28 protein-coding genes are annotated in these 23,896 nt (G+C 69.0%); 14 read left to right on the top strand and 14 right to left on the bottom strand.

Going from position 1 to position 23,896, the window contains the following annotated elements; translation table 11 throughout:
- Positions 1 to 43: 43 nt before the first annotated feature.
- From thrC to DU502_RS00800, 3 genes are read right to left on the bottom strand one after another with little or no spacing between them, the layout of a single operon-like run.
- Positions 44 to 1,309, bottom strand: coding sequence for a threonine synthase (gene thrC / locus DU502_RS00790; RefSeq protein WP_121921163.1), 1,266 nt, complete (start codon positions 1,307 to 1,309; stop codon positions 44 to 46).
- 49 nt (positions 1,310 to 1,358) lie between these two features.
- Entirely contained in the window at positions 1,359 to 1,739 is a 381-nt protein-coding gene (locus tag DU502_RS00795) for a helix-turn-helix domain-containing protein (RefSeq protein ID WP_121921162.1), read from the bottom strand.
- A gap of 54 nt (positions 1,740 to 1,793) precedes the next feature.
- Positions 1,794 to 2,030 carry a hypothetical protein gene (locus DU502_RS00800; protein ID WP_121921161.1) on the bottom strand — a complete coding sequence of 79 codons (237 nt, stop codon included), beginning with the start codon at positions 2,028 to 2,030 and terminating at the stop codon, positions 1,794 to 1,796.
- A 92-nt stretch (positions 2,031 to 2,122) separates the two neighbouring features.
- Between DU502_RS00800 and DU502_RS00805 the strand changes: the two genes are divergently transcribed.
- From DU502_RS00805 to DU502_RS00820, 4 genes are all read left to right on the top strand, one after another.
- A complete protein-coding gene (locus DU502_RS00805) occupies positions 2,123 to 4,387 on the top strand; it encodes an ATP-dependent DNA helicase (RefSeq protein ID WP_121921160.1) in 2,265 nt (754 codons plus the stop codon).
- Complete coding sequence (gene cgi121, locus DU502_RS00810; RefSeq protein WP_121921159.1) at positions 4,384 to 4,887, top strand: KEOPS complex subunit Cgi121; 504 nt, start codon at positions 4,384 to 4,386, stop codon at positions 4,885 to 4,887. Before DU502_RS00805 ends, cgi121 begins: the two co-directional genes overlap by 4 nt.
- Before the next feature lie 144 nt (positions 4,888 to 5,031).
- Positions 5,032 to 6,747 (top strand): formate--tetrahydrofolate ligase, encoded by a 1,716-nt coding sequence (locus tag DU502_RS00815; RefSeq protein ID WP_121921158.1) that lies wholly within the window; start codon positions 5,032 to 5,034, stop codon positions 6,745 to 6,747.
- Between the two features lie 292 nt (positions 6,748 to 7,039).
- Complete coding sequence (locus tag DU502_RS00820) at positions 7,040 to 7,357, top strand: hypothetical protein (RefSeq protein WP_121921157.1); 318 nt, start codon at positions 7,040 to 7,042, stop codon at positions 7,355 to 7,357.
- On the opposite strand, the gene DU502_RS00825 is transcribed toward DU502_RS00820, so the two are convergent.
- A complete protein-coding gene (locus DU502_RS00825; protein ID WP_121921156.1) occupies positions 7,354 to 7,707 on the bottom strand; it encodes a hypothetical protein in 354 nt (117 codons plus the stop codon). The two genes, DU502_RS00820 and DU502_RS00825, sit on opposite strands and share 4 nt — an antisense overlap.
- A 79-nt stretch (positions 7,708 to 7,786) precedes the next feature.
- Between DU502_RS00825 and DU502_RS00830 the strand changes: the two genes are divergently transcribed.
- Positions 7,787 to 8,443: a precorrin-2 dehydrogenase/sirohydrochlorin ferrochelatase family protein gene (locus DU502_RS00830; RefSeq protein ID WP_121921155.1), complete on the top strand. Its 657-nt coding sequence runs from the start codon at positions 7,787 to 7,789 to the stop codon at positions 8,441 to 8,443.
- 1 nt (position 8,444) lies between these two features.
- On the opposite strand, the gene DU502_RS00835 is transcribed toward DU502_RS00830, so the two are convergent.
- The 6 genes from DU502_RS00835 to DU502_RS00860 form a co-directional block, all read right to left on the bottom strand.
- Complete coding sequence (locus tag DU502_RS00835) at positions 8,445 to 8,783, bottom strand: ferredoxin (RefSeq protein WP_121921154.1); 339 nt, start codon at positions 8,781 to 8,783, stop codon at positions 8,445 to 8,447.
- A gap of 33 nt (positions 8,784 to 8,816) precedes the next feature.
- On the bottom strand, positions 8,817 to 9,833 hold the full coding sequence (locus DU502_RS00840; RefSeq protein WP_121921447.1) for an anthranilate phosphoribosyltransferase: 1,017 nt from the start codon (positions 9,831 to 9,833) through the stop codon (positions 8,817 to 8,819).
- Positions 9,834 to 9,855: 22 nt separating this feature from the next.
- A complete protein-coding gene (gene cobA / locus DU502_RS00845; protein ID WP_121921153.1) occupies positions 9,856 to 10,695 on the bottom strand; it encodes a uroporphyrinogen-III C-methyltransferase in 840 nt (279 codons plus the stop codon).
- On the bottom strand, positions 10,692 to 10,970 hold the full coding sequence (locus tag DU502_RS00850; RefSeq protein WP_121921152.1) for a DUF6360 family protein: 279 nt from the start codon (positions 10,968 to 10,970) through the stop codon (positions 10,692 to 10,694). The genes cobA and DU502_RS00850 overlap by 4 nt, the downstream gene beginning before the upstream one ends.
- A 2-nt stretch (positions 10,971 to 10,972) precedes the next feature.
- Positions 10,973 to 12,751, bottom strand: coding sequence for a nitrite/sulfite reductase (locus DU502_RS00855; protein ID WP_121921151.1), 1,779 nt, complete (start codon positions 12,749 to 12,751; stop codon positions 10,973 to 10,975).
- 102 nt (positions 12,752 to 12,853) lie between these two features.
- Positions 12,854 to 13,186, bottom strand: a complete 333-nt coding sequence (locus DU502_RS00860) for a hypothetical protein (RefSeq protein ID WP_121921150.1) — start codon at positions 13,184 to 13,186, stop codon at positions 12,854 to 12,856.
- A 228-nt stretch (positions 13,187 to 13,414) separates the two neighbouring features.
- On the opposite strand from DU502_RS00860, the gene DU502_RS18020 reads away from it, so the two are divergent.
- Positions 13,415 to 13,573: a hypothetical protein gene (locus DU502_RS18020; RefSeq protein WP_166033597.1), complete on the top strand. Its 159-nt coding sequence runs from the start codon at positions 13,415 to 13,417 to the stop codon at positions 13,571 to 13,573.
- Between the two features lie 65 nt (positions 13,574 to 13,638).
- Here DU502_RS18020 and DU502_RS00865 read toward each other — a convergent pair whose 3' ends face one another.
- A complete protein-coding gene (locus tag DU502_RS00865) occupies positions 13,639 to 14,751 on the bottom strand; it encodes a glycosyltransferase (protein WP_121921149.1) in 1,113 nt (370 codons plus the stop codon).
- A gap of 73 nt (positions 14,752 to 14,824) precedes the next feature.
- Between DU502_RS00865 and DU502_RS00870 the strand changes: the two genes are divergently transcribed.
- The 6 genes from DU502_RS00870 to DU502_RS00895 are packed head-to-tail and all read left to right on the top strand — an operon-like array spanning position 14,825 to position 20,903.
- Positions 14,825 to 16,810, top strand: coding sequence for an aldo/keto reductase (locus tag DU502_RS00870; RefSeq protein WP_121921148.1), 1,986 nt, complete (start codon positions 14,825 to 14,827; stop codon positions 16,808 to 16,810).
- On the top strand, positions 16,807 to 17,538 hold the full coding sequence (locus DU502_RS00875; protein WP_199722736.1) for a CDP-alcohol phosphatidyltransferase family protein: 732 nt from the start codon (positions 16,807 to 16,809) through the stop codon (positions 17,536 to 17,538). Before DU502_RS00870 ends, DU502_RS00875 begins: the two co-directional genes overlap by 4 nt.
- A 53-nt stretch (positions 17,539 to 17,591) precedes the next feature.
- Positions 17,592 to 18,644: a zinc-dependent alcohol dehydrogenase gene (locus tag DU502_RS00880; protein WP_241966822.1), complete on the top strand. Its 1,053-nt coding sequence runs from the start codon at positions 17,592 to 17,594 to the stop codon at positions 18,642 to 18,644.
- A gap of 29 nt (positions 18,645 to 18,673) precedes the next feature.
- Positions 18,674 to 19,051 (top strand): 6-pyruvoyl trahydropterin synthase family protein, encoded by a 378-nt coding sequence (locus DU502_RS00885; RefSeq protein ID WP_121921146.1) that lies wholly within the window; start codon positions 18,674 to 18,676, stop codon positions 19,049 to 19,051.
- Positions 19,051 to 19,860 carry a class I SAM-dependent methyltransferase gene (locus tag DU502_RS00890; protein ID WP_121921145.1) on the top strand — a complete coding sequence of 270 codons (810 nt, stop codon included), beginning with the start codon at positions 19,051 to 19,053 and terminating at the stop codon, positions 19,858 to 19,860. The genes DU502_RS00885 and DU502_RS00890 overlap by 1 nt, the downstream gene beginning before the upstream one ends.
- A complete protein-coding gene (locus tag DU502_RS00895; RefSeq protein WP_158601179.1) occupies positions 19,857 to 20,903 on the top strand; it encodes a lysylphosphatidylglycerol synthase transmembrane domain-containing protein in 1,047 nt (348 codons plus the stop codon). Before DU502_RS00890 ends, DU502_RS00895 begins: the two co-directional genes overlap by 4 nt.
- Here the strand turns inward: DU502_RS00895 and DU502_RS00900 are convergent.
- Positions 20,885 to 21,241 carry a DUF7475 family protein gene (locus tag DU502_RS00900; RefSeq protein WP_121921143.1) on the bottom strand — a complete coding sequence of 119 codons (357 nt, stop codon included), beginning with the start codon at positions 21,239 to 21,241 and terminating at the stop codon, positions 20,885 to 20,887. The genes DU502_RS00895 and DU502_RS00900 overlap by 19 nt on opposite strands.
- 81 nt (positions 21,242 to 21,322) lie before the next feature.
- Here DU502_RS00900 and DU502_RS00905 point away from each other — a divergent pair, with 81 nt between their 5' ends.
- Positions 21,323 to 22,045: a glycosyltransferase gene (locus tag DU502_RS00905; RefSeq protein ID WP_121921142.1), complete on the top strand. Its 723-nt coding sequence runs from the start codon at positions 21,323 to 21,325 to the stop codon at positions 22,043 to 22,045.
- An 84-nt stretch (positions 22,046 to 22,129) separates the two neighbouring features.
- Here the strand turns inward: DU502_RS00905 and DU502_RS00910 are convergent, their stop codons facing one another.
- On the bottom strand, positions 22,130 to 22,369 hold the full coding sequence (locus DU502_RS00910; protein WP_121921141.1) for a hypothetical protein: 240 nt from the start codon (positions 22,367 to 22,369) through the stop codon (positions 22,130 to 22,132).
- 166 nt (positions 22,370 to 22,535) lie between these two features.
- The gene (locus tag DU502_RS00915) at positions 22,536 to 22,745 is read right to left on the bottom strand and encodes a hypothetical protein (protein WP_121921140.1); all 210 of its coding nucleotides are present in this window, start codon (positions 22,743 to 22,745) and stop codon (positions 22,536 to 22,538) included.
- A gap of 115 nt (positions 22,746 to 22,860) precedes the next feature.
- Between DU502_RS00915 and DU502_RS00920 the strand changes: the two genes are divergently transcribed.
- The gene (locus DU502_RS00920) at positions 22,861 to 23,853 is read left to right on the top strand and encodes a type II glyceraldehyde-3-phosphate dehydrogenase (protein ID WP_121921139.1); all 993 of its coding nucleotides are present in this window, start codon (positions 22,861 to 22,863) and stop codon (positions 23,851 to 23,853) included.
- Positions 23,854 to 23,896: the final 43 nt, after the last annotated feature.

A 23,896-nucleotide genomic window follows, 5' to 3' on the forward strand; every position in this document is an offset into this window, starting at 1 on the left:
TCCAACAATAAGCGTCCGCGTTCACCTATCGACCCGTTTATTCCTACTCCGCGAGGTGCGCTAGCACCGCGTCGGTGTCGTTCGGCACGGGTTCGGGGTCGTTGCCCGCGGCGAAGGCCGCGTCGGGATCTTTCAGCAGGTGCCCCGTCGTGAGACAGACGACCTGCTCGTCGTCGTCGACGACACCCCGCTCCCGGAGTTTGCGGAGGCCGGCGATAGAGGCCGCGGAGGCGGGTTCGACGCCGACGCCCTCGGCGGCGAGCGCCCGTTGTGCGTCCGTGATGGCCTCGTCGGAGACGGCGACGGCCGTGCCGCCCGTGTTGCGGATGCCCGGGAGCGCCTTCGGCGCGTTCACCGGGTTGCCGATGCGGATGGCGGTGGCGATGGTCTCCACCTCGGGCCAGCGGCGCACCTCGTCGTTCCCCTCCTCGATCGCTTCGACCATCGGCGCCGCGCCCTCGGCCTGCACGCCGGTCAGTTTCGGCACGTCGTCGGGGTCGAGCGCGCCGCTCTGGACGAGTTCCCGGAAGCACTTGTAGAGCGCCGCGGTGTTGCCCGCGTTGCCGACGGGGAGGACGATGCGGTCGGGGTAGGTGCCGTGGTCGGCGTGGAACTCCTCTAAAATCTCCAGTCCGATGGTCTTCTGGCCCTCCAGTCGGAAGGGGTTGAGCGAGTTGAGCAGGTACGCCTCGCCCTGCGCCGCGAGGTCCTGCACGATGTCGAGACAGTCGTCGAAGTTGCCGTCGACTTCGAGGATGCGGGCGTCGTGGAGAGCGGCCTGAGCGATTTTTCCGGCGGCGACTTTGCCGGCCGGGAGGAGGACGAGCGTCTGCATCCCGCCGCGGGCGCCGTAGGCCGCGAGGGCGGCGCTCGTGTTGCCCGTCGAGGCGCAGGCGAGTCGACCCACGCCGAGTTCCTTCGCGACGCGGACGCCGACGGTCATGCCGCGATCCTTGAAACTCCCGGTCGGGTTCATCCCCTCGTGTTTGACGCGGAGGCGTTCGACCCCCACCTCCTCCTCCAGTCGGGGAACGTGGTGGAGCGGCGTCGCGCCCTCGGGGAGCGAGACGCCCATCTCGAAGGGGAGCGCGTCGGCGTAGCGCCAGACGCCACGCCCCTCGAAGTCGTCGAATGTCGGCGGATCGGCGTAGCGGACTTCGAGCAAGCCGTCGCAGTGGTCGCAGGTGTAGCGGATGGACTCGAAGGGAGCGAACGTCTCACCACACTCGATACACGCGAGCCAGACGCCGTCGTCGGCCTCGCCGGGTGCCGAGGGGGCGGCCGCGGTCAGGTCGAGGCTGGTACTCATTGACGGAGGGTGGGGCCGCGACGTGAAAAACGGGCCGGGTTCGAACTCGTTAGTCGCCGAACTCGTCGATGGCGTCGTGGACCTTCTCGACCCACGTGTCGAGCGTCCGGTGCATCATCTCCTTGGCCTCGGGGAGCGGGGTGGCGGTGTACTGGTAGACGTAGCCGCCGGGGTCGAGCAGACGGCGCTCCCGGTCGGCCAGCCCCTTCTCCAGCAGCGTCGTCAGCGACCGGTTGACGTTGCTCCGGTCACGGTCGAGTTCCGTCGCGAGTTCCGCGACCGTACTCCCCGGGTTGTCCAGCAAGACGAGGTAGGTGCGGCTCTCGTGGTCCTGAATCCCGAATACACAGGAGAGAACGTGCTGAAAACTCGGCTCCTCGACGCCGACGAGTTCCTCGATGTCGGGGGCGTCGGAGTCGGTGTCGGACATACCCTCCGTTTAGTCCGGCCGACGTTAAAACTGCGGCACCGCCTCGTCACTTGCCTATTCGTCTCGACTGTACCCCATCTTCTCGATACACGTCCGCATCTCGTCGACCGACTGGTGTTTGTGAAGCGTCGTGGGCGTATCGCAGTAGTAGATGGTGCCGTCGTGGCGGAGCGTCACCTCGTGGACGCCGCCGAGCATCTCGACGCGGACGACGACACGCTGACCCGACTCGAGAGCGTCGAGAATCTCCGACGCCGTGAGTTCGCCGGCCTCGACCGTGAGGGTTGACATAGCGGGACGTGGGACGCCGGAACTAAAGTTTCCGCCGGTGTCGCGAGTCCGACCCGACAAGTTAAACGCAGGGACGCGCCAAGGCGGAATAGATGAACCCTGCGGACATTCCCGGCCTCCCGCCGGGCGTCCCCGAGTTCCTCCGCGAGTCGGGGATCGAGGCGCTCTACCCGCCACAGGCCGAGGCGGTCGACGCCGGCATCACCGAGGGCGAGAGCCTCGTCGCCAGCGTCCCCACCGCCAGTGGCAAGACCCTGATCGCGGAACTCGCCATGCTGTCGAGCGTCGAACGCGGCGGCAAAGCCCTCTACGTCGTCCCCCTCCGCGCCCTCGCGAGCGAGAAGAAAGCCGAATTCGAACGCTGGGCCGACTTCGACGTGGACGTGGGCATCTCCACGGGTAACTACGAGTCGAGCGAGGAGTGGTTGGCCTCCCGCGACATCGTCGTCGCCACGAGCGAGAAGGTGGACTCGCTGGTGCGCAACGGCGCCCCGTGGATCGACGACCTCACTTGCGTCGTCGCGGACGAGGTCCACCTCGTCGACGACCCGAACCGCGGCCCGACGCTGGAGGTGACGCTCGCGAAACTCCGGCGCATCAACCCCGACCTGCAGGTGATCGCGCTCTCGGCCACCGTCGACAACGCCGACGAGGTGGCCGACTGGCTGGACGCCGCGCTGGTGAAGTCGGACTGGCGGCCGGTCGACCTGCGGACCGGCGTCCACTACGGCGGCGCGATCACGTTCGACGACGACAGCCAGCGTGAGGTGCCCGTCGGTCGGGGCGAACGCCCGACGGCGGCGCTCGTCGACGACACGCTGGACGAGGACGGGTCGTCGCTCGTCTTCGTCAACTCCCGGCGGAACGCGGAGGCGGCGGCGCGACGGCTGGCGGACGTGACCGCCGATCACCTCACCGACGAGGAACGCACCGAGTTGGCCGCCCTCGCCGACGACATCGAGGGCGTCTCCGACACCGAGACGAGCGACGACCTAGCGGCGGTGGTGGCCAAAGGCGCCGCCTTCCACCACGCCGGCCTCGCCGCCGAACACCGGTCGCTCGTCGAGGACGCCTTCCGCGACCGGTTGCTGAAGGTGATCAGTGCCACCCCCACGCTCGCCGCCGGCGTCAACACCCCCAGCCGGCGAGTGATCGTCCGCGACTGGCGGCGCTACGACGGCGAGTTCGGCGGCATGAAACCCCTCGACGTGCTGGAGGTCCACCAGATGTTCGGCCGCGCGGGGCGACCGGGACTCGACCCGTACGGCGAGGCGGTGTTGCTGGCGAACGACCACGACACCATGGACGAGTTGTTCGAGCGGTACGTCCACGCCGACCCGGAGCCGGTGCAGTCGAAACTCGCCCGGGAGCCGGCGATGCGGACCCACCTGCTGGCGACGATTTCGTCCGGGTTCGCTCGCACCCGCGACGGCCTCCTCGACTTCCTCGACCGGACGCTCTACGCCACGCAGGCGAACGACACCACGCGCCTGGAGTCGGTCGTCGACTCGACGCTCGACTACCTCGTCGCCAACGACTTCGTGGACCGCGAGGGCGACGAGATTACGGCGACCGGTCTCGGCCACACCGTCTCCCGGCTCTATCTCGATCCGATGAGCGCCGCCGAAATCGTCGACGGCCTGCGCGAGGCCGAGGACCCCACGCCGCTCGGCCTGTACCACCTCGTCTGCCGCACGCCGGACATGTACGAACTCTACCTGAAGTCGGGGGACCGGGAGACGTACACCGAACTCTGTTACGAGCGCGAGGCGGAATTTCTGGGCCGCGTCCCCTCGGAGTTCGAGGACGTGCGCTTCGAGGAGTGGCTGTCGGCGCTGAAGACGGCGAAGTTGCTGGAAGACTGGACGCGGGAGGTCGACGAGGACCGCCTCACCGACCGCTACGGCGTCGGTCCCGGCGACATCCGGGGGAAAGTCGACACTGCGGAGTGGTTGCTCGGTGCCGCGGAGCGACTGGCGACCGACCTCGAACTCGACTGCGTGGTCGCAGTCCGGGAGGCGAAAAAGCGCGTCCAGTACGGCGTCCGCGAGGAACTGCTGGATCTGGCGGGCGTGCGCAACGTGGGCCGCAAGCGTGCCCGCCGCCTGTACGAAGCGGGTGTCGAATCTCGGGCCGACCTGCGAGAGGCGGACAAAGCAGTCATTCTCGGTGCGCTTCGGGGGCGCGAGCGGACGGCCGAGCGCATCTTGGAGAACGCCGGGCGACGCGATCCCTCGATGGACGACGTGCGCGCCGAGGCGGACGCCGACGCCGGCGCCGACGGGGACGACACGACGACCGACGACCGATCCCGCGACACCGCCGGCGGACAGGCTAGCCTGGGTGATTTCGAGTGAGACTGATCGAGGGTGACGCCGAAATCGACGATCTGGACGCCTTCCTCGACGACCTGAACGCCGTCGCGGCCGACCACGGCGTCACGGTCCAGGCGTTCGACGCGCGCTACGTCGTCGGGCGGACCCACCTCGAACGCGCGGTCGAACTCGCGGATCGGGCCATCGCCCGCGGCGAGAACGTCGCACGCGAGCGCGGCGTCGAGATCCTGCTCTACGCGGCCGGGCGCCGGCAGATCGACGACGCGCTGGCGATGGGGGTGAGCGAGGGGAAGACGCCGGTGGTGGTACTCGTGAGCGACGCCGACGGCGACGGCTCCGCGGAACAGGCGGCCGCGGAAGCCGTCACCGAGTTACTCGACCCCGGGGAGACACTGGAGACGACCGACGCCGAACGGGTGCGGTCGTTCTTCGATATCACCGAGGCGGAACTCGCGGCCGTCGACGGTGATCTGGCCGATCTGGTGGCGGAGCGCGTCGCGTTGCTCGACGTGGAGAAGTGAGCACGCCGCGGGAGACCGCAACTACGGGACACCGTCGCGACGGACGAGGCAACGGGGGGAGAGAACGGCACCTGTTGTCAAAAAATGATGTGAAAATCGCCCGGGTCGCGGCTTACATATGAGGCGGTCTTGTATCTCTACCGGATGACTTCGGACGAATCCGACGGCGAGGAAGTACCGACGGACATGGAGATCGCACGAGCGGCCGAGACACGTCCCATCGACGACGTGGCGGCCGACATCGGTCTCTCCGTCGAGGATCTCGACCCCCAAGGCAAGGGCATCGCGAAGATCGAACAGGACGCGATTCAGCGGACGCTCTCCGACGCCGACGAGGGGAAACTCATCCTCGTCACGGGGACGACCGCGACGCCGAAGGGCGCGGGCAAGACGGTGACGACGGTCGGCCTCGGGCAGGGCCTGAACCACCTCGGCGAGAAAGGCATCGTCGCGGTCCGTGAACCCTCGCTTGGGCCGGTGTTCGGCATCAAGGGTGGCGCCGCGGGCGGCGGTCACTCGCAGGTCCTCCCGATGGAGGACATCAACCTCCACTTCACGGGTGACCTCCACGCGCTGACGACGGCGCACAACCTCGTCTCCGCGACGCTCGACACCAAGGTCCACTACGGAAACGACCTCGACGTGGACGTGGATCAGGTGAGCTGGCAGCGCGCGCTCGACATGAACGACCGCGCGCTCCGCGAGGTGGTCGTCGGCCTCGGCGGCGAGACCAACGGCCCGCCCCGCGAGGACGGCTTCCAGATCACGGCCGCCTCCGAGGTGATGGCGGTGCTCTGTCTCGCGGACTCGCTCGCCGACCTGAAAGAGCGCCTCGCGCGGATGATCGTCGCGTACGACTCGACGGGCGACCCCGTCACCGTCGCCGATCTGGGCATCGAGGGTGCGATGGCGATGCTCCTGAAAGACGCCCTGCGGCCCAACCTCGTCCAGACCATCGAGGGCTCCCCCGCCTTCGTCCACGGCGGTCCCTTCGCCAACATCGCCCACGGCACCAACTCCCTGGTGGCGGACAAACTCGGCCTCGCGCTGGGTGACTACCTCGTGACCGAAGCGGGCTTCGCCGCCGACCTCGGCTTCGAGAAGTTCGGCGACATCGTCTCGCGGCGGGGCGTCTCGCCCGACGCCGTCGTGCTCACGACTGCCGTCCGGTCGATGAAATACCACGGACTGGAGATGTGGCCGGTCGACTACGACGAACTCGACGAACCGAACCCCGAGGCGGTGAGCGACGGCATGGTGAACCTCGACCACCACGCCGGCATCATCGAGAAGTTCGGCGTCCCCTTCGTCGTCGCCATCAACCGCTTCCCGACGGACACGGACGAGGAGATTCAGGCCATCATCGACCACTGCGAGGAACAGGGCTACCCGGTCGTCGTCAGCGAGGCGTTCGACAAGGGCGGCGAAGGCGCCGCGGAACTCGCCGAGACGGCGAAGGATCTGGCCGACAGCGACGAGGGCGCATTCGAACCGCTGTACGATCTGGACGCGAGCCTCGAAGAGAAGATCCGGACGGTCGCGACCGAGGTGTACGGCGCCGAGGGCGCTCACTTCACCGAGAGCGCACAGGACGATCTGGAGCGACTCGAAGAACAGGGCTACGGCGACATGCCGGTCTGCCTCTCGAAGACGCAACACTCGACGACCGACGATCCGACGCGGAAGGGTGCGCCGAAAGACGACTGGACGCTCACAGTGCGGGAGTGCTACCCGGACGCTGGCGCTGGCTTCGTCGTCGTCCTGACCGGCGACGTGCTCACGATGCCCGGCCTCCCCGCCGAACCCGCGGCGGAGGGAATGGACGTGGACGCGGAGGGTAATATCAGCGGGCTGTTCTAACGCAGTCCCCCGATTATCGGCGTCTCGCCGCCCCTCCTTCCGGATGCGATTTGGCGGCGAGGTGGAATGAAAAAGATTACCACAATCGGATTCCAGTAGTATCCTGTCCGCCGGTCAGTGGAGGCACCCCACACGTCGATCTCTCGTCGTGCCGGTGGACAACTGATCGCCGATTGTGGATCGTGGCGTCCCCCCCTGCCACGATCCCTCCCCCTTTCTGCGGAGAGTTGTCCGTGACACCGATCCGTATCGATGTGGCACGTTCAAGAGCGTCCCGACCGTAGCCGGGCGCGTGTCAGAGAACGACCCGACCGTCTCCTGTGAGCGGTGTGGCCGGCAGTGGACACTGTCGTACGAACTCGACGAACTGATGGCGGGCAACCGGGCAGTCGAACAGTTCGCGCTGGATCACGAACGCCACACCGGCCACTATCCGGACGGCGTGTCGACGTGGCGGGCGACGTGTCGGCAGTGTCCGGACGGCGTCGAACGACTCTCGGAAGACGCCGCCCGGCGCTGGGCGCGTACCCACGCCCGCCACACCCGCCACGACGTGACGCTCCATCACGCCGAGGGCGACGAGACCAGCCTGATCGAAGGCGAAGATTAGCGCGGGTCGCTCTCCCACCGATACCCACACGAACACGCGGCGAACTCGGTGTCGCGGCGCGTCTCCGGGTAGAACTCGAAGTCGTCGATCCGCGACCCACAGTCCGGGCAGACCGCGCAGTCGGGAACGAGAACACCCTTAAACGCCGTGTGACAGTCGGGACACGTCACCTGTTCGTCGGGACCGACACCCTCGATAGTCGCGTCGCACTCGGGGCACGTGTACCGGCGGGTCGGGCCGTCGCCACCGTACTCGATGTCGGGATCGGTCCACTCCAGGTCGCCGGAGTCGTCCGACCCGTCCGCGTCGTCACCCCCGATCCCGAGCCACCCGAGCACCCGTCCGAGCATGGATCGGGATACGGCGGCGAGAACTAAACAATTCGGACCCCGCCCGACGGCTTTTCACCCCCGCCCACGAGGAACGCGTGTGATCCCGCTCGTCCACGACTTCGACGGCGAGGTGGTGCTGGTGTTCGGTGGCGGCGCCGTCGGCGCGCGGAAGGCACGGCGCTTCGCCCGCGAGGCCCGCGTCGTCGTCGTCAGCCCCGACTTCGCGGACGCCGATTTCGGCGCGAGCGAGTTCGTCCGCGCCGCGCCCGACCCCGACGACGTGGGCGCGTGGCTCGACGCCGCCGCCCCCGCCCTCGTCGTCGCCGCCACCGACGACGACGCGCTCAACGCCGCCGTCGCGTCGGTGGCACGGGAGCGGGGTATCCTCGTCAATCGCGCGGACCGCAGCGGGGAACGGGAGTCGGGAAGCGTCGTCGTCCCCGCGACCGTCGACGACGGTCCCGTGACCGTCGCCGTCACGACGAGCGGCACGAGTCCGGCAGTGAGTCGACACCTGCGCCGCGAACTGGAGTCGGTCGTCGACGGCGCGGGAGTGGTGGCAACCGTCGTCGGCGACCTGCGGGGAGAGCTGAAGGAGCGGGGCGTCGATCCGGAGCGGCGGCGGGAGGCCATTCGCGCCGCGGCGGCGGATCGGGTGGTGTGGTCGGCCGCCAAGGGAAGCGGGGACGCGGACCGTGTTCGCAAAGCCGCGGCGCGAACGGTCGAGGAAGTCCTCGACGGCGGGGACGAGTAGCCTACCAGTCGACGCTCAGACTCCCGTCGCCGTCGGGGTCGGGCGCGAGTTCCTCGTCGGTCCGGCGGTCGACGACGTGGATGACGCCGCGCCCTTTCTTCGCCGGGCAGACCGCCGCGGCGCGAACGTTGTGGTCCAGATCCGCCTCGTCGACGTAGTACGTCTTCGGGCGCGCCAGTCCGGTTTCGAGGTCGAGATCCCAGTTCGCAGAGACTTCGGCACACTTCCCCGTCCCGATACATTTGTTCGCCTCGAAGATGATCTTGTACGGCTTCTCGGCCACGGGCGGCGCGTCGGAGTCGCCCACGTCGCTCGGGCGGATCACGTCGTCGTCGGTCATGTGGAGGCAGTCGTGGTGCGGAGGGAAAAGCCCTCAGAACGCCCGCAGATCGTCGAGTACCGCGGCGGCCGACCCGTCGTCGATGGCGGCGCGCGCGGCGTCGAGACCGGCATCTAGCGAGTCGGCGTCGCCGCCGGCGTAGATGCGGAACGCGGCGTTGAGGGCGACGGCGTCGTACCAGTGGTCGGTGCGGTCGCCGGCGACCACGTCCTCGGTGAGGCGGGCGCTGTCGGCGGCCACGTCGTCGACCTGCAGATCTTCCTCGTCGAAGTCCATGCCGTAGTTGGCGGTCTCGATCTCGTAGTCGTCGAAGTCGCCGTCGGCGGCCCAGTCGGCCACCTTCGTGTATCCGGGGCGGATGTCGTCGTAGCCCTCCATCCCCTGAAACATGATGACGCGGTCGAGGTCGTGGAACTCGCTGTGCTGGAACGTGTCGACCACCTTCTTCGCGAAGGCGAGATGGTAGAAGGAGCCGAGGTGGACGCTCGCGCCGGCGGGGTTGGCGAGCGTCTCGACGGTGTTGACGAACGTGCGCACGCCCATCTGGTCGCGGCGGTCGAACAGGTCGGCGACGGCGGGGTTGAAGGCGGGCTGGTAGTAGAAGCCGAAGCCCGTCTCGTCGACCATGTCCGCGGAGTCCTGCGGGGTGAGTTCGGTCGCCACGCCGAGTTCGTCGAGGACGTGCTTGTACGCGTCCTGTTTCTGCGTGGGCACGCGGTCGCCGGAGTGGGCGACCACCGGGGTCCCGGCGCCGGCGGCGACGACGCCCGCGGCGACGCCGAGGATGGCGGTCCGGCCCTTGCCGTCGTAGTTGGCGCCGCAGTCGACGGGGTCGGCGTCGGGCGTCGCGTACTCCACCCGCTCGCACATCTCGTCGGTGAAGGCCGCGAGTTCCTCGGGCGTGTTACGTTTCCAGCGGTTGGCGAGCCAGAAGGCACCCAGCGTAGTGGGATCGGGGTCGCCGTCGAAGATGCGGCGCATGGCTTCGCCGGCCTGCGCGCGGGTCATGTCGTCGGCGGATTTCGTGCCCGAGCCGACGACGTCGGTCATGAGGCGCTTGAGCGGCCAGTCGTCAGTCACTGTCGGTCACCCCCACGACGCCCTCGGCGCTGGCGAGAATCGGTGCGTCGGCCAGCGCATCCGACCCCCCGAGACAGTGGGCGACCGTCTCGCGAACGCCGACCACGTCGCCGACGACGGTGACGGCCGGGGGTTCGATCCCCGCCTCGTCGGCGCGGTCGACGATGGTGGAAAGCGTTCCCGTGACGACCCGTTCGTCGGGGAGGGTGGCGCGTTCGACCATCGCGACGGGCGTGTCGGGAGCGACGCCCGCCGCCCGGAGCGCGGCCGTGTTGTCGGGAAGCCGGCCCACGCCCATCAGGATCACCAGCGTCCCGCCGGCGGTGACGAGGCTGGACAGCGCGTCCCAGTCGAGGGCGCTGTCTTCCTTCGTCGGGTCTTCGTGTCCCGTCACGACGGCGAGGCTGGAGGCGTGGTCGCGGTGGGTCGGGGGAATGCCGGCGACGCTCGCCCCGGCGACGGCGCTGGTGATGCCGGGAACGATGTCGAAGGAGATGCCGTGGCGGGCGAGGTGTTCGGCCTCCTCGCCCCCGCGGGCGAAGATGGTCGGGTCGCCGCCCTTCAGGCGGACGACCTCGTGGCCCGTTCGGGCCTCCTGCACCAGTCGCTCGTTGATCTCCGCCTGCGGCGTGCGTTCGCCGTCGGCACGCTTGCCGACGTTCTCGACGCGGACGCTCTCGGGGATGGAGTCGACGACGGCGTCGCCCACGAGCGAGTCGTGGAGGACGACGTCGGTCGAATCGAGCAGGCGCCGGGCCTTCACCGTCAGGAGGTCGGGGTCGCCCGGGCCGGCACCGACGAGATAGACCGTGCCGGTCGTGCTCATGGTCATTCGTTCCTCTCGATCCGCTCCGCGGCCTTCTGTAGTTCGGTCGCGAGCGTGCGCGCCTCCGCGGCCGAGAGCGTCACGCGGTCGGCGTGGGGCGGAACCGACTCCAACTCGGTGTTGTCGAGTTCGAGTTCGAGCGTGATCTCTTCGGGCGCCTCCCGGGCCGTCCGCACGTTCAGCGTCGCGAACGCCTCCTCCTCGAAGCCGTGGCCCTCGACGCTGGCGTCGAGCAGATCGAACGTCGTGAAGGCGTTGACCTTCATCACGCGGTCGGCCATGGTCAGTCGTCGGAGGGGAGCGGTTCGCCCTGCCCGTTCGTCGGCGCGGGCGAGGCGTCCATCGCCGTGTCCTCGGCGTAGGGGTACCACGTCATCTTCGTGTTGCCGAGGTACGGATCCTCGTAACTCGTCTCCTCGGCCTCCGCGAGAGCGGCGAGTTCGTCCTCGTCGCGGTCGGCGACGAAGTCACGGAAGGACTCCTCGGGGCCCGCACGCTCTTCCTCGTACGTTTCGAGGAGATTGGCGATGTAGCCCGGCACCTCGTCGGCGGGGACGCGCATCTTCACCCAGTCGGCGAACTGCGGGTTCTCGCCGAGGCCGCCGCCGAGGCCCACGTCGAACGCCTCGACCGCGTCGCCGTCCTTGCGCGTCTTCATGCCGCGCAGGCTGATGTCGGCGATCTGTGGCTGGGCACAGGACGCGGTACAGCCGGAGAGGTGGATGTGGAAGTCCTCGACCCCCTCGGGGACGGGCACGTTGTCGCGGAGCCAGCGCCCGTACCGCACCATCCGATTCTTCGTCTCGACGATGGAGAGCGAGCAGTACTCGGTGCCCGTACAGGCGATGGAGCCACGCATGAACGGGTGCGGGTCCGGCGAGTGTTCCTCGAGCAGATCCTCGGCGAGGAAGTCGTCGAGGTCCTCGTCGGCGATGTCGCCGACGATGACGTTCTGACGCTGGGTCAGCCCGATCATCTCGGAGCCGTAGTCCTCGGCGAGGTCGGCGAGGTCGATCACGTCGTCCGCACCCATGCGGCCGACCAGGACGGAGAGGCCGACGAAGTTCTGGCCGTCGTTCTGGTCGTGGACGCCGATGTAGTCGCCGGCGGCGTCCGCGCGGCCGGCGTTGTAGTCGTACTCGTCGCGCAGGTCCTCGCCAGCGGTCGGGAGTTCGTAGTCGACGTACTCCTCCTGCAGGACCGACCGAACTTTTTCGGGGCCCCACTCGTCGACGAGGAACTTGATGCGAGCGTTGAAGCGGTCCTCGCGGTCGCCGTAGTCGCGGAAGAGTGCGGAGAGCCCGGCGGCCACGTCCGTGGCGTTCTCGGGGCGGCAGAACACGTCGATGTCGCGGGCGAAGCGGGGTTCCTTGCGGGCCAGGCCGCCGCCGACGTTCACGTTGAAGCCGGCGACCTCTTCGCCATCGATCTCTTTCACTGCGGGTTCGAAGGCGAGGTCGTTGATGTCGCCCTGACCGGAGCCGCGGCGGTCGCCGGTCATCGCCACCTTCCACTTCCGGGGCAGGTTAGAGTAGAGGTCGTTGCCCTTGAACGTCTCGTGGAGTTCCTGCACGACCGGCCAGACGTTGATGAGTTCGTCGGCGTCGCGGCCGGCGACGGGGGAGCCGACGATGTTGCGCCACGAGTCACCACAGGCCTGAATCGTAGAGAGACCGACGGATTCGAGTTCGTCCCAGATGTCCGCGATATCCTCGACTTTGATCCAGTGGAGCTGGATCGACTGGCGGGTGGTGAAGTCGGCGTAGGCGTCGCCGAACTCGGGGTTCTCGACGGGACCGGTGGCGTACTCCTTGGCCACCTCTCCGACGGTCCGGAGCTGTTCCGGCGTCATCCGGCCCATCGGCGTCCCGATGCGCATCATGAAGTAGCTCTCCTGTCCTTTCCGCTGGTGGTACAGGCCCCACCACTTGAACCGCTCGAACCACGCGTCGTGTTCGTCCTCCGGGATGGCGTCCCACCCTTCCTCCGCAAATCGGAGGAGGTGGTCGCGTACCTCCATCCCGTAGGTTTCGTCTTTCCAGCTCTCGACCTTAGACGGCATAAATCGCTAGAATAGGCCCGAACATATACGGTCGGGCACGTCGTCAACCTTCCCCGGCTCTCCGGGGACCCGACAACATTTGCCGGTATGTGGACCGCCGTCCTAGGGCGTTGCCAGCCGGTAGCGTCGCCCCGGTACGTGGACGCTCTCGGGGACGACGGGGCGGAACGTGCCGGTCTCGGGGTCGACGCGGCCGAGCGTCAGCCAGTCGGTGACGCCGCTCGTGCCACACTGGATGCACTGGCCGGCGACGCGCGCTTCCACGTCGGCCCCGTCGGGCGCGACTTCCACGAACCCCTCCGCCAGGAAATCCGCGAGCCGACAGGAACAGAAATCGTGGCGAGCGAGCCGCCAGAGGTCGCTGACGTTCACCTCACGGGAGTCGTTGACGCTGACCCACGCCCCGTCGTCGAGCTGGTGAACCGAAGTCGTCATGGACGGGCCTTGACCCCCGACGGCGGTAAGCCCGTCGCCGGCCGTCACGATTGCCGGTCCTCGGACGGCGATTTCGGGGTGAACGGCGAGGGGATCGCGGGACGGGAGCGGATCGCTCCCGAAACTCGGCCGTCACGGATACCGGAAAGGCCCGCCTCCATACGGGAGAACGGGTAGCGATTACGGCCGAAAACGGCCTTATACGGCCGTACTGTCTACAGATATTCGATGACCGAGAACAGCGAAGTTCTGAAGCAGCCGTCGGACGCCGAGGCAGACGCCGAAGATGACACGCGAAACCACCTCTCCGACGTCGAAGCCGGTGCCGGCTGCACGGAAATCTGGGAGCATCTGAGCGAGAGCCGCGACGGCGCGACGCAGGACTGACCGTCCTCTCTTTCGTCGTTCCGTCCAACGGTCCCCGCGACGCCGGCTGATCGCACCCCGACCGCTTACCCGTCGAGCATCGCATCGACGCCGTCCCGGATCGCGGCGTGGAACCGCTCGCTCGCGTACCGGTCCCGGGGGAGCGCCGGGCGGTCGTCCCCGTCGATGGCCGCGCTGATCGTCGCGACGGCGTCGGCGGTGGTGGTGAACAGCCGATCCGCCCGCCAGTCCAGCACCTCGCGCTGCCCGCCCGCGTCGGGCGCGAACGCGACCATCCCCGCCGCGACGTACTCCGCGACCGCCATGCCGAAATGTTCCTCGGGCTTGCAGTTCAGCCCGTAGCGGTGCGTGGCGAGCAATGTCTCGACCCGTTCGCGAGCGGCGTCGCGGTGGAGGTGGACGTACGACCGCTCGGCCGCCGCAGCCGCGACCCGCCGGGCGTAGTCGGTGTAGATGGACGACGACGACCCGACGAGGTGGAGATGCAGGTCGTGGCCCCGAGCGCGGATGCCGTCGACGATTCGAATCGCCCGGAGCGGTCGCTTGTCGGGAGCGAGGCGGCCGAGGACGACGACACCCGCCTCCCGCTCCGCCCACGGCCGCGGGTTCGGCACGAGGTCGACCGGCGGGTGACACACCGCCGGCCGCCGGCCGTAGATGTCCGCCACCGCGTCGGCCGTCCACGCGGAGTTGGCGTAGAGGCGAGCGTCGTCGGGGAGTACCCGGTCGCCCACGCCGGCCAACCGACTCCACAGCGGGTCGAGTTGGGGCGTCTCTCCGGCCGTCGTGTATCGGCAGTTGAACTGCGGGAAGTGGATATACTGCAGGGAGGGGAGGGGCAAGTCGAACTCGTTGGCGGTGCTGACGGCGGCGTCGAAATCGGCGGCGTGGGGGGCGAACAGCCGCCGGAGGAGGACGCTCCGCGCCGCCAACTGCGGCCCGAACCGGTCGGGCAGGGCGTCGAACGCCCGGCAGACGAGGCGGGTGCCCGACGGCCGGTGGACGGGGACCTGTGCCGCCGTGTCGAACAGGGCGTTGAGATCGGAAAGCGACGACCGCGAGAGGGTGAACAGGGTCACGTCGTGGCGGTCCTGCAGCGCCTCGCAGACGTGGAGGCAGACGGCGTCGGCCCCGCCGCGCCCGTCGAGCGTGTTGTGGAGGACCGCCACCCGCGCCATGCGGGTGGGTCGGGGACGCCCCCTATTATATCACGCCCCCGGGACTTTTCACGACCGCACCCCGCCGAGGGGTATGGAGTGTGCGTTCGTGGGGTGTGGGGCGGTCGCCCGGAAGTACGCACGGGGCCTCGACGCTGCCCCGCTTTCGGTGACGGCCGTCTGTGACCGGGACGCCGAGCGCGCGGCGACGCTCGCGGCCGACCTCGACGCGACGACGTACGCCGATATCGACGCCCTGCTGGACGCCGAAGACGCGCCGCTGATCCTGAATCTCACGAGCCACGAGGCGCACGCCGACGTGACCGAACGCGCCCTGCGGGCGGACCGCCACGTCTGGAGCGAGAAACCGCTGGCGCTCGACGTGGACGTGGCGCGAGACCTCGTCGCCCTCGCGGAGCGCCGCGGCCTCGCGCTCGGCTGTGCGCCCATCAACCACCGATGCGAGGCCCAGCGACACGCCCGAACGGCGCTCGCCGACGGCCGCCTCGGGACCGTCCGACTGGCCTACACCCACGCCCACGTCGGCCGGGTGACCGAGTGGCACGACGCTCCCGACTCGTTCCTCCGGGTCGGGCCGCTGTACGACGGCGCGGTCTATCCGCTCTCCCTCCTCGTGGCGTGGTTCGGTCCCGTCGAGCGGGTGCGGACGGCCGACGCCGCGACCCCGTGGCCGGATCGCGAGGCACGCCGACCGGAGCGGCCGAGTCACGTCGAGACGACGCTCGATTTCGCGTCGGGACCGCTAGTTCGCCTGACGGCGAGTTTCTACGCTCCCCACCGGAGCCGGGAGTTCACGAGCCTCGAGTGTCACGGCGACGACGGCTCGCTGTACCTCGACGACGCTGGCGACCTCGGCGGCGAACCGGGCCACCGCGTCGCCTTCGGGCGGCAGGGGCGGGCGTACACGCCGATGCCCCTCCAGCATCCTTCGCGCCGGACGCCCTACCTCGCCGGGCCGGAACGGCTGGCCGCGAGTGTCCGGCGGGGGCGTCCGGCGCGGGACACCGCCCGTCGCGCTGCCCACGTCGTCGCCGTCTGTAACGCGGTGGAGCGGGCCGCAGAACGAGGAATGGCCGTCCCCGTCGACGGCCACGGCGTCCGCCGCCCCGACCGGCGGCTGGCGGTGTGGGGCCGAGGTGGCACGGACGAGGGTGACGGCCGATTCGTCGGCCCACCCGACGCCGCGCTCCGCCTCCCGCCAGTCGGGTTCGGCTGTTCGCGCTACCGCGACGGGGAGTACGTCGACCGCCGCGACTCCATCGAACGGGCGCTCGACGCCGGCTACCGTTTCCTCGACTCCGCGGAACTGTACGGCAACGAAGCGCGGCTCGGGGAGATTCTGGCCGCGCCGGGGAGCCCCGACCGTGAATCGCTCTTGCTCGCGAGCAAGGTGTGGAACACGAACCACGCCCACGTCGCGGAGGCCTGCGAGACGACGCTAGCGGACCTCGGCGTCGACGCCCTCGACTGCTACCTGCTCCACTGGCCGGACGCGTGGGCGTACACGGGGCCGCTGCGTCGCCTCGCGGAGTTGCCAGTCGAGAAGCAGGAGGCGCTGACATTCCCCGAGGACGCCGACGGCGAGCGAGCGACCGCGGACGTGAGTCTGGCGGCGACGTGGCGACGGATGGAAGCGCTCTACGACCGCGGCCTCACGGCGTCGCTCGGGGTCTGCAACGTCGACCGGGCGACGCTCGCGGCCCTCGTCGACGAGGCGCGCGTGCCCCCGGCGGTAGTGCAGGTGGAGTGTCACCCGTATCGCCCCCAACGTGACCTCGTCTCGTGGTGCCACGAACGGGGAATCCGGGTCGTCGCCCACTCGCCGCTGTCGGCGCCGGGGCTCCTCGACGACCCCGCCGTCCGCGAGACAGCGGACGAGATGGGCGTCTCACCCGCGGCGGCGGTCCTCGCGTGGCACGTCGAGCGCGGGGTGGTCCCCATCCCGTCGAGCACCGATCCCGACCACGTCGTCGAGAACCTCGCGGCCGCCAGTCATCGTCTCCCGGACGAGGGGCGCGAGCGGCTGGCGGCGCTCGAAGATCCGGAGTTCGAGCGATGAGGGAGTACGTCTACGAACGGCGGTGGGTGGCCGCGACGGGGACAGTCGGCGTCGTCGCGGCCAGCGTCGCCGTCGGCGGGTGGATGCTCGTCGCCGGAGCGGTCGACCACACCGCGGCGAACCGCTGGGTGCTGGTCGCCGGCGTCGTGCTGGCGTACGAAGTCGGCTACCTCGCGTACCACCTCGACGACGGGACGGCCGCGCTCGCCCTCCCGAACCTCGTCACGCTGGTCCGCGGGGGGTTGTACGCCGCGGCGGCGGGCTTCCTGCTCGTTCCGCCCGCCCCTGCGGTGCGGTGGGCGCCAGCAGTCTGTTACGGGACGGGCATCGTCCTCGATCTCGTCGACGGGCGCCTCGCGCGGCGGAGGGGGCGAACGACCGACCTCGGCGCGAAACTCGACCTCGCGTTCGACACGCTGGGCTTTCTGGTCGCGCCGCTGGTCGGCGTCGCGTGGGGGCGGCTCCCGGTCGCGTATCTCTCGCTCTCGGCGGCGCGGTACGTCTACCGCGCCGGGATCGGCTGGCGGAAGCGCCGGGGACAGCCGGTGAGCGACCTGCCCGAGAGTCGAGTGCGACGGCCGCTGGCCGCCCTCCAGATGGGCTTCATCACCGTCGCGCTGGCTCCCGTCCTCCCCGTGTCGGTCGTCCACCCGCTCGCGCTCGTCGTCGTCGCCCCGTCGCTCGCGGTGTTCGCGCGGGACTATCTGGCCGTCACCGGCCGCAGATAATGTGGATTGGTATCAGGCGGCAGTATGAAGTGACCGGCGCCGCTAGAGCGGGCGTGACAGGAAGCGTCGAGGGCGGGCGATCTGGGGTCGATCCACCGGCGAGCGGCCGATCACTCTACTTCGCAGGGCCGCGGACCGTCAGAGTCGAAGGGGAGGCGGTTCCCGACCCTGCGCCGGACGAGGTGCTCGTCGAGGCGCGCGTCTCGGCGGTGAGTTCGGGCACCGAACTCCTGATCTACCGCGGCGAGATGCCCCGCGGCCTCGCGGCCGACGAGACTATCGACGCCCTCGACGGCGACCTCACCTATCCGCTCAAGTACGGCTACGCGACGGTGGGCGACGTGGTGGCAGTGGGTGCGGCGGTCGACGACGCGTGGCACGGGCGGACGGTCTTCGCGTTCAACCCCCACGAGAGCCACTTCACCGCCGAGCCGACCGAACTCGTCCCCGTCCCGGAGGATCTGTCGCCGTCGACGGCGGCGCTGCTCCCCACCGCAGAGACGGCGACGACGCTCGTCATGGACGGTCGGCCGCGGGTGGGCGAGCGAGTCGTCGTCTTCGGCGCGGGGATGGTCGGTCTCGTGACGACGAGCGTCCTCGCCGCCTTTCCGCTGGAACGGCTGACGGTCGTCGAACCCGTCGCCCACCGGCGGGAGATGGCGGCGACGTTGGGTGCCGACGAGACGCTGACGCCCGCCGAAGCGGCGCAGGTCGGGAAGCGTGGCGACCCGCCGGGAGCCGATCTGGCGTACGAACTCTCCGGACGGCCGTCGACGCTCGACGACACCATCGACGCCGTCGGCTACGACGGTCGGGTCGTCGTCGGGTCGTGGTACGGGCGGAAACGCGCCGAGACCGACCTCGGCGGCTTCTTCCACCGCAACCGGATCGACATCTCGTCGAGTCAGGTGAGCACGCTCGCACCCGACCTCCGGGGACGATGGACGAAGGAGCGGCGACTGGACGTGGCGTGGGAGCGCCTGCGCGACGTGGCGACCGAGGAACTCGTGACCCACCGGATCGCCTTCGAGAACGCGTCCGAGGCGTACCGCCTGCTCGACGGCGGACCGGAGAACGCGCTACAGGTGTTGCTGACGTACGAGTGATATAAGTCGGTCGCCTGCCACGAACGGGTATGTACCGGCTCTCGGTCTCGCGGGATTTCGTGGCGCAACACTTCCTCACCGTGCCCGACCCCGGCCCCGAAGGCGAGGTGCACAGCCACCACTTCGAGGTGGCCGTCCGCCTCGCCGGTCCCGACCTGAACGAGTACGGCTACCTCGTCGACATCGACGCCGTCGACGCCGCGCTGGACGAGTTGGAGGCCCGGTATCGCGACGCCCTGCTCAACGACCTGCCGGAGTTCGAGGGGAAGAATCCGAGCGTCGAGCGGTTCGCCCGCCTGTTCGGCGACCGGTTCGTCGAGCGAATCCCGACCGACGTGCCTACGGAACTGACCGTCCGCATGTGGGAGGACGAGGACGCGTGGGCGAGTCACGAACGGCCGCTGTGATGGCCTACGACGGGCGGTATCTGGAGGCGAAACGCACCGTCGACGACCGCGCCATCGACCGTCGGGTGCGCGACCGGACGCTCGACGAACTCCCCGAGGCGCCGCTGATCGTGGAGGCCGGCGCCGGCACCGGTGCCACCGTCCCCCGACTGCTCGACTGGGGCGTCACTGCCGGCACGTACCGGGGAATCGACCGCGACGACGACGTGATCGAACTCGCACGGGAGCGACGGGCGGACGAGTGCGGCGGGGAGCGGACCGAGGCGGGGTTTCGGGTCGACGATCTGAGCGTCCGGTTCGAGCAAGGTGACGCGCTCGCGGCGACGGTCGACGACCCCGTGGACCTCGTCGTCGCGCAGGCGTTTCTCGACCTCGTGCCTCTCGACGACGCGCTGGACGCCTTCGCGTCGCTGCTCCGACCCGGTGGGCTGGTGTACGCGCCGATCACCTTCGACGGCGAGACGGTGTTCCAGCCCGACCACCCGGTGGACGACGCCGTCGTCGCCGCGTATCACGACGCCATCGACGCCGAACCGGGCCGGGACGCTCGCGCGGGGCGACACCTCCTCGACCGGTGCCGCGAGCGTGACGGCGACCTGCTGGCGGTCGGGGCGTCGGACTGGGTGGTCTACCCGCCCTATCCGGCCGACGAGCGCTACTTCCTCGGGGCGATTCTGGATTTCGTCGCGGACGCGGTGACGGATCGGGTCGACGGCGCGGACGACTGGCTCGACGTCCGCCGTCGCCAACTCGACGCGGGGTGTCTGAGCTACGTCGCCCACGGGTACGACGTGCTCTACCGGCCGTGACCGACCGCGGACGGCACCGATGGCGCACGGTCGGGTGGACGGTCGTCGCCGTCGGCGGCCTCGTGCTCTACCTGCGGACCGTCGGTGTCGACGCCGTCGCGGCCGCGCTCGGACGACTCACACCCACGGACGCCGCGGTCCTCGTCGGTCTCGGGTGGGTTCCGATCCTGCTGTGGGGCGGGTCGCTCCACCTCGTCCTTCGACGGCTCGACGCGCCGACGACGCTCTCGGCGTCGATTGGCCTGTTCGCAGCGTCGAGTTTCCTGAACAACGTCACGCCGTTCGGACAGGCAGGCGGCGATCCGGTGAGCGGGGCGCTCGTCGCACGCGTCGAAGGCGTGCCGTTCGAGCGGGGGTTCGCCGCTATCGTGAGCGTGGGCGCGGCGAACGCCGTCGCCGTCGTCGCTCTCGGCGTCGTCGGCGTGGGCGTCCTCGTCGGGACGGCAGCCGTCGACGACGCCCTCCTCGTCGCGGTGGGAGCGGGGACGGTGGCCGCGGCGGTGTTGGGCGTCGTCGCCGTCGTCGCGTGGTGGCGGCGTGAGCGGGTCGTCGACCGTATCGGCGGCGCGCTGGGCGGGGTCCTGTATCGCGTCGGTCGGCCGATACCGGGCGTCGAATCGCCGGCGCCGGATGCGGTCGTCGCGCGTGGTCGAGGATTCGTCGCGGCGCTGGAGCGGGTGGGCGACTCGCGGCGGCGACTCGCGATCGTCCTCGCTCTCGGTGTCGCCGGGCATCTGGCGGTGGCGACGACGCTGTGGCTGTCGCTCGCGGTGCTCAACGCCCCCGTCTCGCTCGCGCGAGTGTTGGTCGTGGTGCCCGTCGCCCGACTCGCGGGGGCGTCGCCGACGCCGGGCGGCACGGCGAGCGCCGAGGCGCTCCTGACGGGGTTGCTCGTCGCCGTCGGTGGCGTGGAGACGCCCGTCGCCGCCGCCGCGGCGCTGCTCTACCGCGCCGCCGCCTTCTGGATTCCGACGCTCGGGGGCGGGGTCGTCACCGCGCTTCTGGTCGTGACGAGTGGGGAAACCTACGACTCCCGGCGGTAGAGGACGACGAGGACGGCGATCAGCGTCACCTGCACCACCTTGTCGCCGATGCCGCCGGGGTTGAGCACGTCCGGCCAGTTCAGGACGAAGTAGAGGACGACCTGAATCCCCGTGAACGGAATTCCGACGAGATAGAGGAGTCGGCGGCGGAAATCGAGGAGAAAGAGGAAGACGGCGACGAAGAAGGCGATGCCGGCGAGGACGAAGCTCACCCCCTGCATGGTGTTCAGCGCGAGGACCCCGAAGTAGAGGTGAACCGCCCCCGTGATAATCGCCAGGACGATGCCAAGCCAGTGGAGTCGGGTGAGCGACGCCGTCTCGAACGTGGAGCTTCCCATGTTCTACGGTATCACGCCACTCGATAATATCGGTTGGGTCGGGGCGTACGCTTATCGGCCGCGGGTTCTACGAACGCGGATATGGGGATCGAGTACGTGCGGCGGGCGGCGACGCCCGCGATATCGGTCGTCGTCCCGTCGGTGCCGGCGTACGATCACGAACCGACCATCACCCGTCTGGAGAGACAGGAACTGGACGCCCCCTACGAAATCGTGCTGGTCGACGACGGAGAAATCGACCGGTCGGCGGCACGAAATCGGGGGCTCGAGGCGGCGTCGGCCGACGTGGTCGCGCTGACGGACGACGACACGCGGCCGCCGGACGACTGGCTGGCGACCGCGCTGGCGGCGTTCGAGGCCGATCCCGATCTGGTCTGTCTCGAAGGGCCGGTGTACGGCGGGTGTCGGAGCTTCGGTCCCCGCCACTACGTCGGCTGTAACCTCGCGGTGCGGCGGGGGGCGGCGATCGATGTCGGCGGCTTCCGATCGACGTTCTCGGAGTGGCGCGAGGACGTCGAGTTCGGGTGGCGAATGGAGGCCGAGGCCGACGGCCACTGTCGGTTCGAGCCGTCGTTCCGGATGTGTCATCCGGAGGTGCCGCGGACGGCGTTCGACGCGGCGCTGGAGCGACGGCTGAAAGGCGAGTATCCGGAGCGGTACGCGGCGGTGATGGACGTGACGCTGACCCGGCGGCTCTACCGGCGGGCGCGGGCGGCGGGGATCACCCAGCCGATCCAGCGGGTGCGAAACGCGGTCGGGCGACGAATCTGGGGCGAGTGTCGCGGAGCGGGGCGGTTCGACTGATACGGTTTTATAACTGTGTACCGGCGGTTCGTCGGGCCGTCTCGGCTGACCGCCGGTACTGACTCACAACAAGCCGTATGAGAGTCAGCGACGGAGTCCGCCGCCGTAAATCGAGCAGTCGGTGAGGGGCGTGCGAAGGGCGGACACGAGCACGAACGGCGTCATCGCGGCGGCGGCCTTGGCGCCGGCGGCCGGACCGATCAGATACATCGCGGCGGCGACGACGGCGATAGTCGCCACCATCACGGCGCCGAGTACGACCCGGGCGTCGTCTACGGTACCACCCGTCTCGGAACCCCACTCGTTCAGGTCTGCAGCGGCCATTAGTCTGATTGCAAATTATGGCTGGACCCCAATATATTTAACGAGGTAATTATCGATCATTATTAAAATGAACGATGCTGAATGATACTGCCGGAGAAGTAACTGAACGATACTGAAGGATTCGGGCGCGGGGGCTACCGGACGGGGCAGGTAGCGGGGACGAGAATCAGGGTTCGAGGTTCGCCATGTAGTTGGTGTGGAGGCGGTAGAACAGCACCATCCCGCCGAGCCAACTGACGACGCCGTAGGCGACGTACGCGAGTACGGGGAGATCCATGTAGAAGTATATGTACGACCCGATCAGGAGATACACGAGGACGAAGAGTCCGAGGATGCGAATGCCACGACTGGAGACCTGTTGTTTCGGATTGACCATGGGCGTCGCCTACGGCTGACACTCCCTCTCCGTACGCTCGCTCTTTAAATATGAAAGTTCATGCAAAATATGCGCGGTGCGTCGACTCTATATGAGGGAGAGATCAACCGCCTGTATGATCCGCGTAGGCGTTAATGGGTACGGTACCATCGGTAAGCGCGTTGCCGATGCAGTGAATTCGATGCCCGACATGGAGTTGGTGGGCATCGGCAAGGCCAGTCCGAACCACACGGCGGACGCAGCCGCGGACCGGGGCTACGACATCTACGTCCCCGACGGGCGGGAAGACCGCTGGGAAGACGTGGGCATGGACGTCGCGGGCGACATCGAGGCCCTGATCGACGCGAGCGACATCGTCGCGGACGCGACGCCGGCGGGCATGGGCGCGGAGTACCGCCCCATCTACGAGGAGCACGACACCCCCGCCCTGTTCCAGGGTGGCGAGGGCGCGGACGTGGCGGAGGCGAGCTTCACCGCCCGTGCCAACTACTCGGAAGCGACGGACAAGGACTACGTCCGCATCGTCTCCTGTAACACGACGGGTCTGAACCGGATGTTCGCGCCGCTCCACGAGGAGTACGGCGTCGAGCGCGCGAGCATCACGCTCGTCCGCTGTCGCGGCGAGCACGCAGTCATCTCCGCGGACCCGGTCACGCTCCCCTCGCACCACGGCCCGGACGCCCTCGAAGTCATCCCGGACATGGGTCCGATCACGACGATGGGCATGAAGGTGCCGACGGTGCGCCACCACTTCCACGGCATCAACGTGGAACTCGGCGCGGAGCCGAGCGCCGAGGAGGTCCGCGACCTGCTCGCCTCGCAGTCGCGCATCCACGTTATCGACGGCGACCTGGGCATCGACTCCGGCTGGGAACTGCAGGAGTTCGCCCTCGACCGCGGCCGGGACCGGATGAACCTCTACGAGAACCAGATCTTCGAGGACTCCATCAGCATGGACGGCCAACAGCTCCACCTCTTCCAGTCCATCCACCGCGAGAGCGACGTGGTTCCGGAGAACGTCGACGCCATCCGTGCGATGATGGGCGAAGCCGACGCGGAGGAGAGTATCGAACTGACGAACGAAGTGATGGGCATTGGCGACATCTAAATGACGGCAAACGAGACCGAGGCAGTCGACGAGGAGTTGGAAC

It is taken from the genome of Haloplanus aerogenes (assembly GCF_003856835.1).
Classification (GTDB): Archaea; Halobacteriota; Halobacteria; order Halobacteriales; family Haloferacaceae; genus Haloplanus; species Haloplanus aerogenes.

Bases quoted from the DNA above. Each gene is read 5' to 3' on its own strand.
- DU502_RS00795 (WP_121921162.1), bottom strand. From the start codon at position 1,739: ATGTCCGACACCGACTCCGACGCCCCCGACATCGAGGAACTCGTCGGC.
- DU502_RS00825 (WP_121921156.1), bottom strand. From the start codon at position 7,707: ATGCTCGGACGGGTGCTCGGGTGGCTCGGGATCGGGGGTGACGACGCG.
- DU502_RS00835 (WP_121921154.1), bottom strand. From the start codon at position 8,783: ATGACCGACGACGACGTGATCCGCCCGAGCGACGTGGGCGACTCCGAC.
- DU502_RS00850 (WP_121921152.1), bottom strand. From the start codon at position 10,970: ATGGCCGACCGCGTGATGAAGGTCAACGCCTTCACGACGTTCGATCTG.
- DU502_RS00905 (WP_121921142.1), top strand. From the start codon at position 21,323: ATGGGGATCGAGTACGTGCGGCGGGCGGCGACGCCCGCGATATCGGTC.
- DU502_RS00865 (WP_121921149.1), bottom strand. From the start codon at position 14,751: ATGGCGCGGGTGGCGGTCCTCCACAACACGCTCGACGGGCGCGGCGGG.
- DU502_RS00915 (WP_121921140.1), bottom strand. From the start codon at position 22,745: ATGGTCAATCCGAAACAACAGGTCTCCAGTCGTGGCATTCGCATCCTC.
- DU502_RS00910 (WP_121921141.1), bottom strand. From the start codon at position 22,369: ATGGCCGCTGCAGACCTGAACGAGTGGGGTTCCGAGACGGGTGGTACC.
- DU502_RS00860 (WP_121921150.1), bottom strand. From the start codon at position 13,186: ATGACGACTTCGGTTCACCAGCTCGACGACGGGGCGTGGGTCAGCGTC.
- thrC (WP_121921163.1), bottom strand. From the start codon at position 1,309: ATGAGTACCAGCCTCGACCTGACCGCGGCCGCCCCCTCGGCACCCGGC.
- DU502_RS00815 (WP_121921158.1), top strand. From the start codon at position 5,032: ATGACTTCGGACGAATCCGACGGCGAGGAAGTACCGACGGACATGGAG.
- DU502_RS00805 (WP_121921160.1), top strand. From the start codon at position 2,123: ATGAACCCTGCGGACATTCCCGGCCTCCCGCCGGGCGTCCCCGAGTTC.
- DU502_RS00870 (WP_121921148.1), top strand. From the start codon at position 14,825: ATGGAGTGTGCGTTCGTGGGGTGTGGGGCGGTCGCCCGGAAGTACGCA.
- DU502_RS00855 (WP_121921151.1), bottom strand. From the start codon at position 12,751: ATGCCGTCTAAGGTCGAGAGCTGGAAAGACGAAACCTACGGGATGGAG.
- DU502_RS00800 (WP_121921161.1), bottom strand. From the start codon at position 2,030: ATGTCAACCCTCACGGTCGAGGCCGGCGAACTCACGGCGTCGGAGATT.
- DU502_RS00885 (WP_121921146.1), top strand. From the start codon at position 18,674: ATGTACCGGCTCTCGGTCTCGCGGGATTTCGTGGCGCAACACTTCCTC.
- DU502_RS18020 (WP_166033597.1), top strand. From the start codon at position 13,415: ATGACCGAGAACAGCGAAGTTCTGAAGCAGCCGTCGGACGCCGAGGCA.
- DU502_RS00920 (WP_121921139.1), top strand. From the start codon at position 22,861: ATGATCCGCGTAGGCGTTAATGGGTACGGTACCATCGGTAAGCGCGTT.
- DU502_RS00890 (WP_121921145.1), top strand. From the start codon at position 19,051: ATGGCCTACGACGGGCGGTATCTGGAGGCGAAACGCACCGTCGACGAC.
- DU502_RS00875 (WP_199722736.1), top strand. From the start codon at position 16,807: ATGAGGGAGTACGTCTACGAACGGCGGTGGGTGGCCGCGACGGGGACA.
- DU502_RS00900 (WP_121921143.1), bottom strand. From the start codon at position 21,241: ATGGGAAGCTCCACGTTCGAGACGGCGTCGCTCACCCGACTCCACTGG.
- cobA (WP_121921153.1), bottom strand. From the start codon at position 10,695: ATGACCATGAGCACGACCGGCACGGTCTATCTCGTCGGTGCCGGCCCG.
- DU502_RS00840 (WP_121921447.1), bottom strand. From the start codon at position 9,833: ATGACCGACGTCGTCGGCTCGGGCACGAAATCCGCCGACGACATGACC.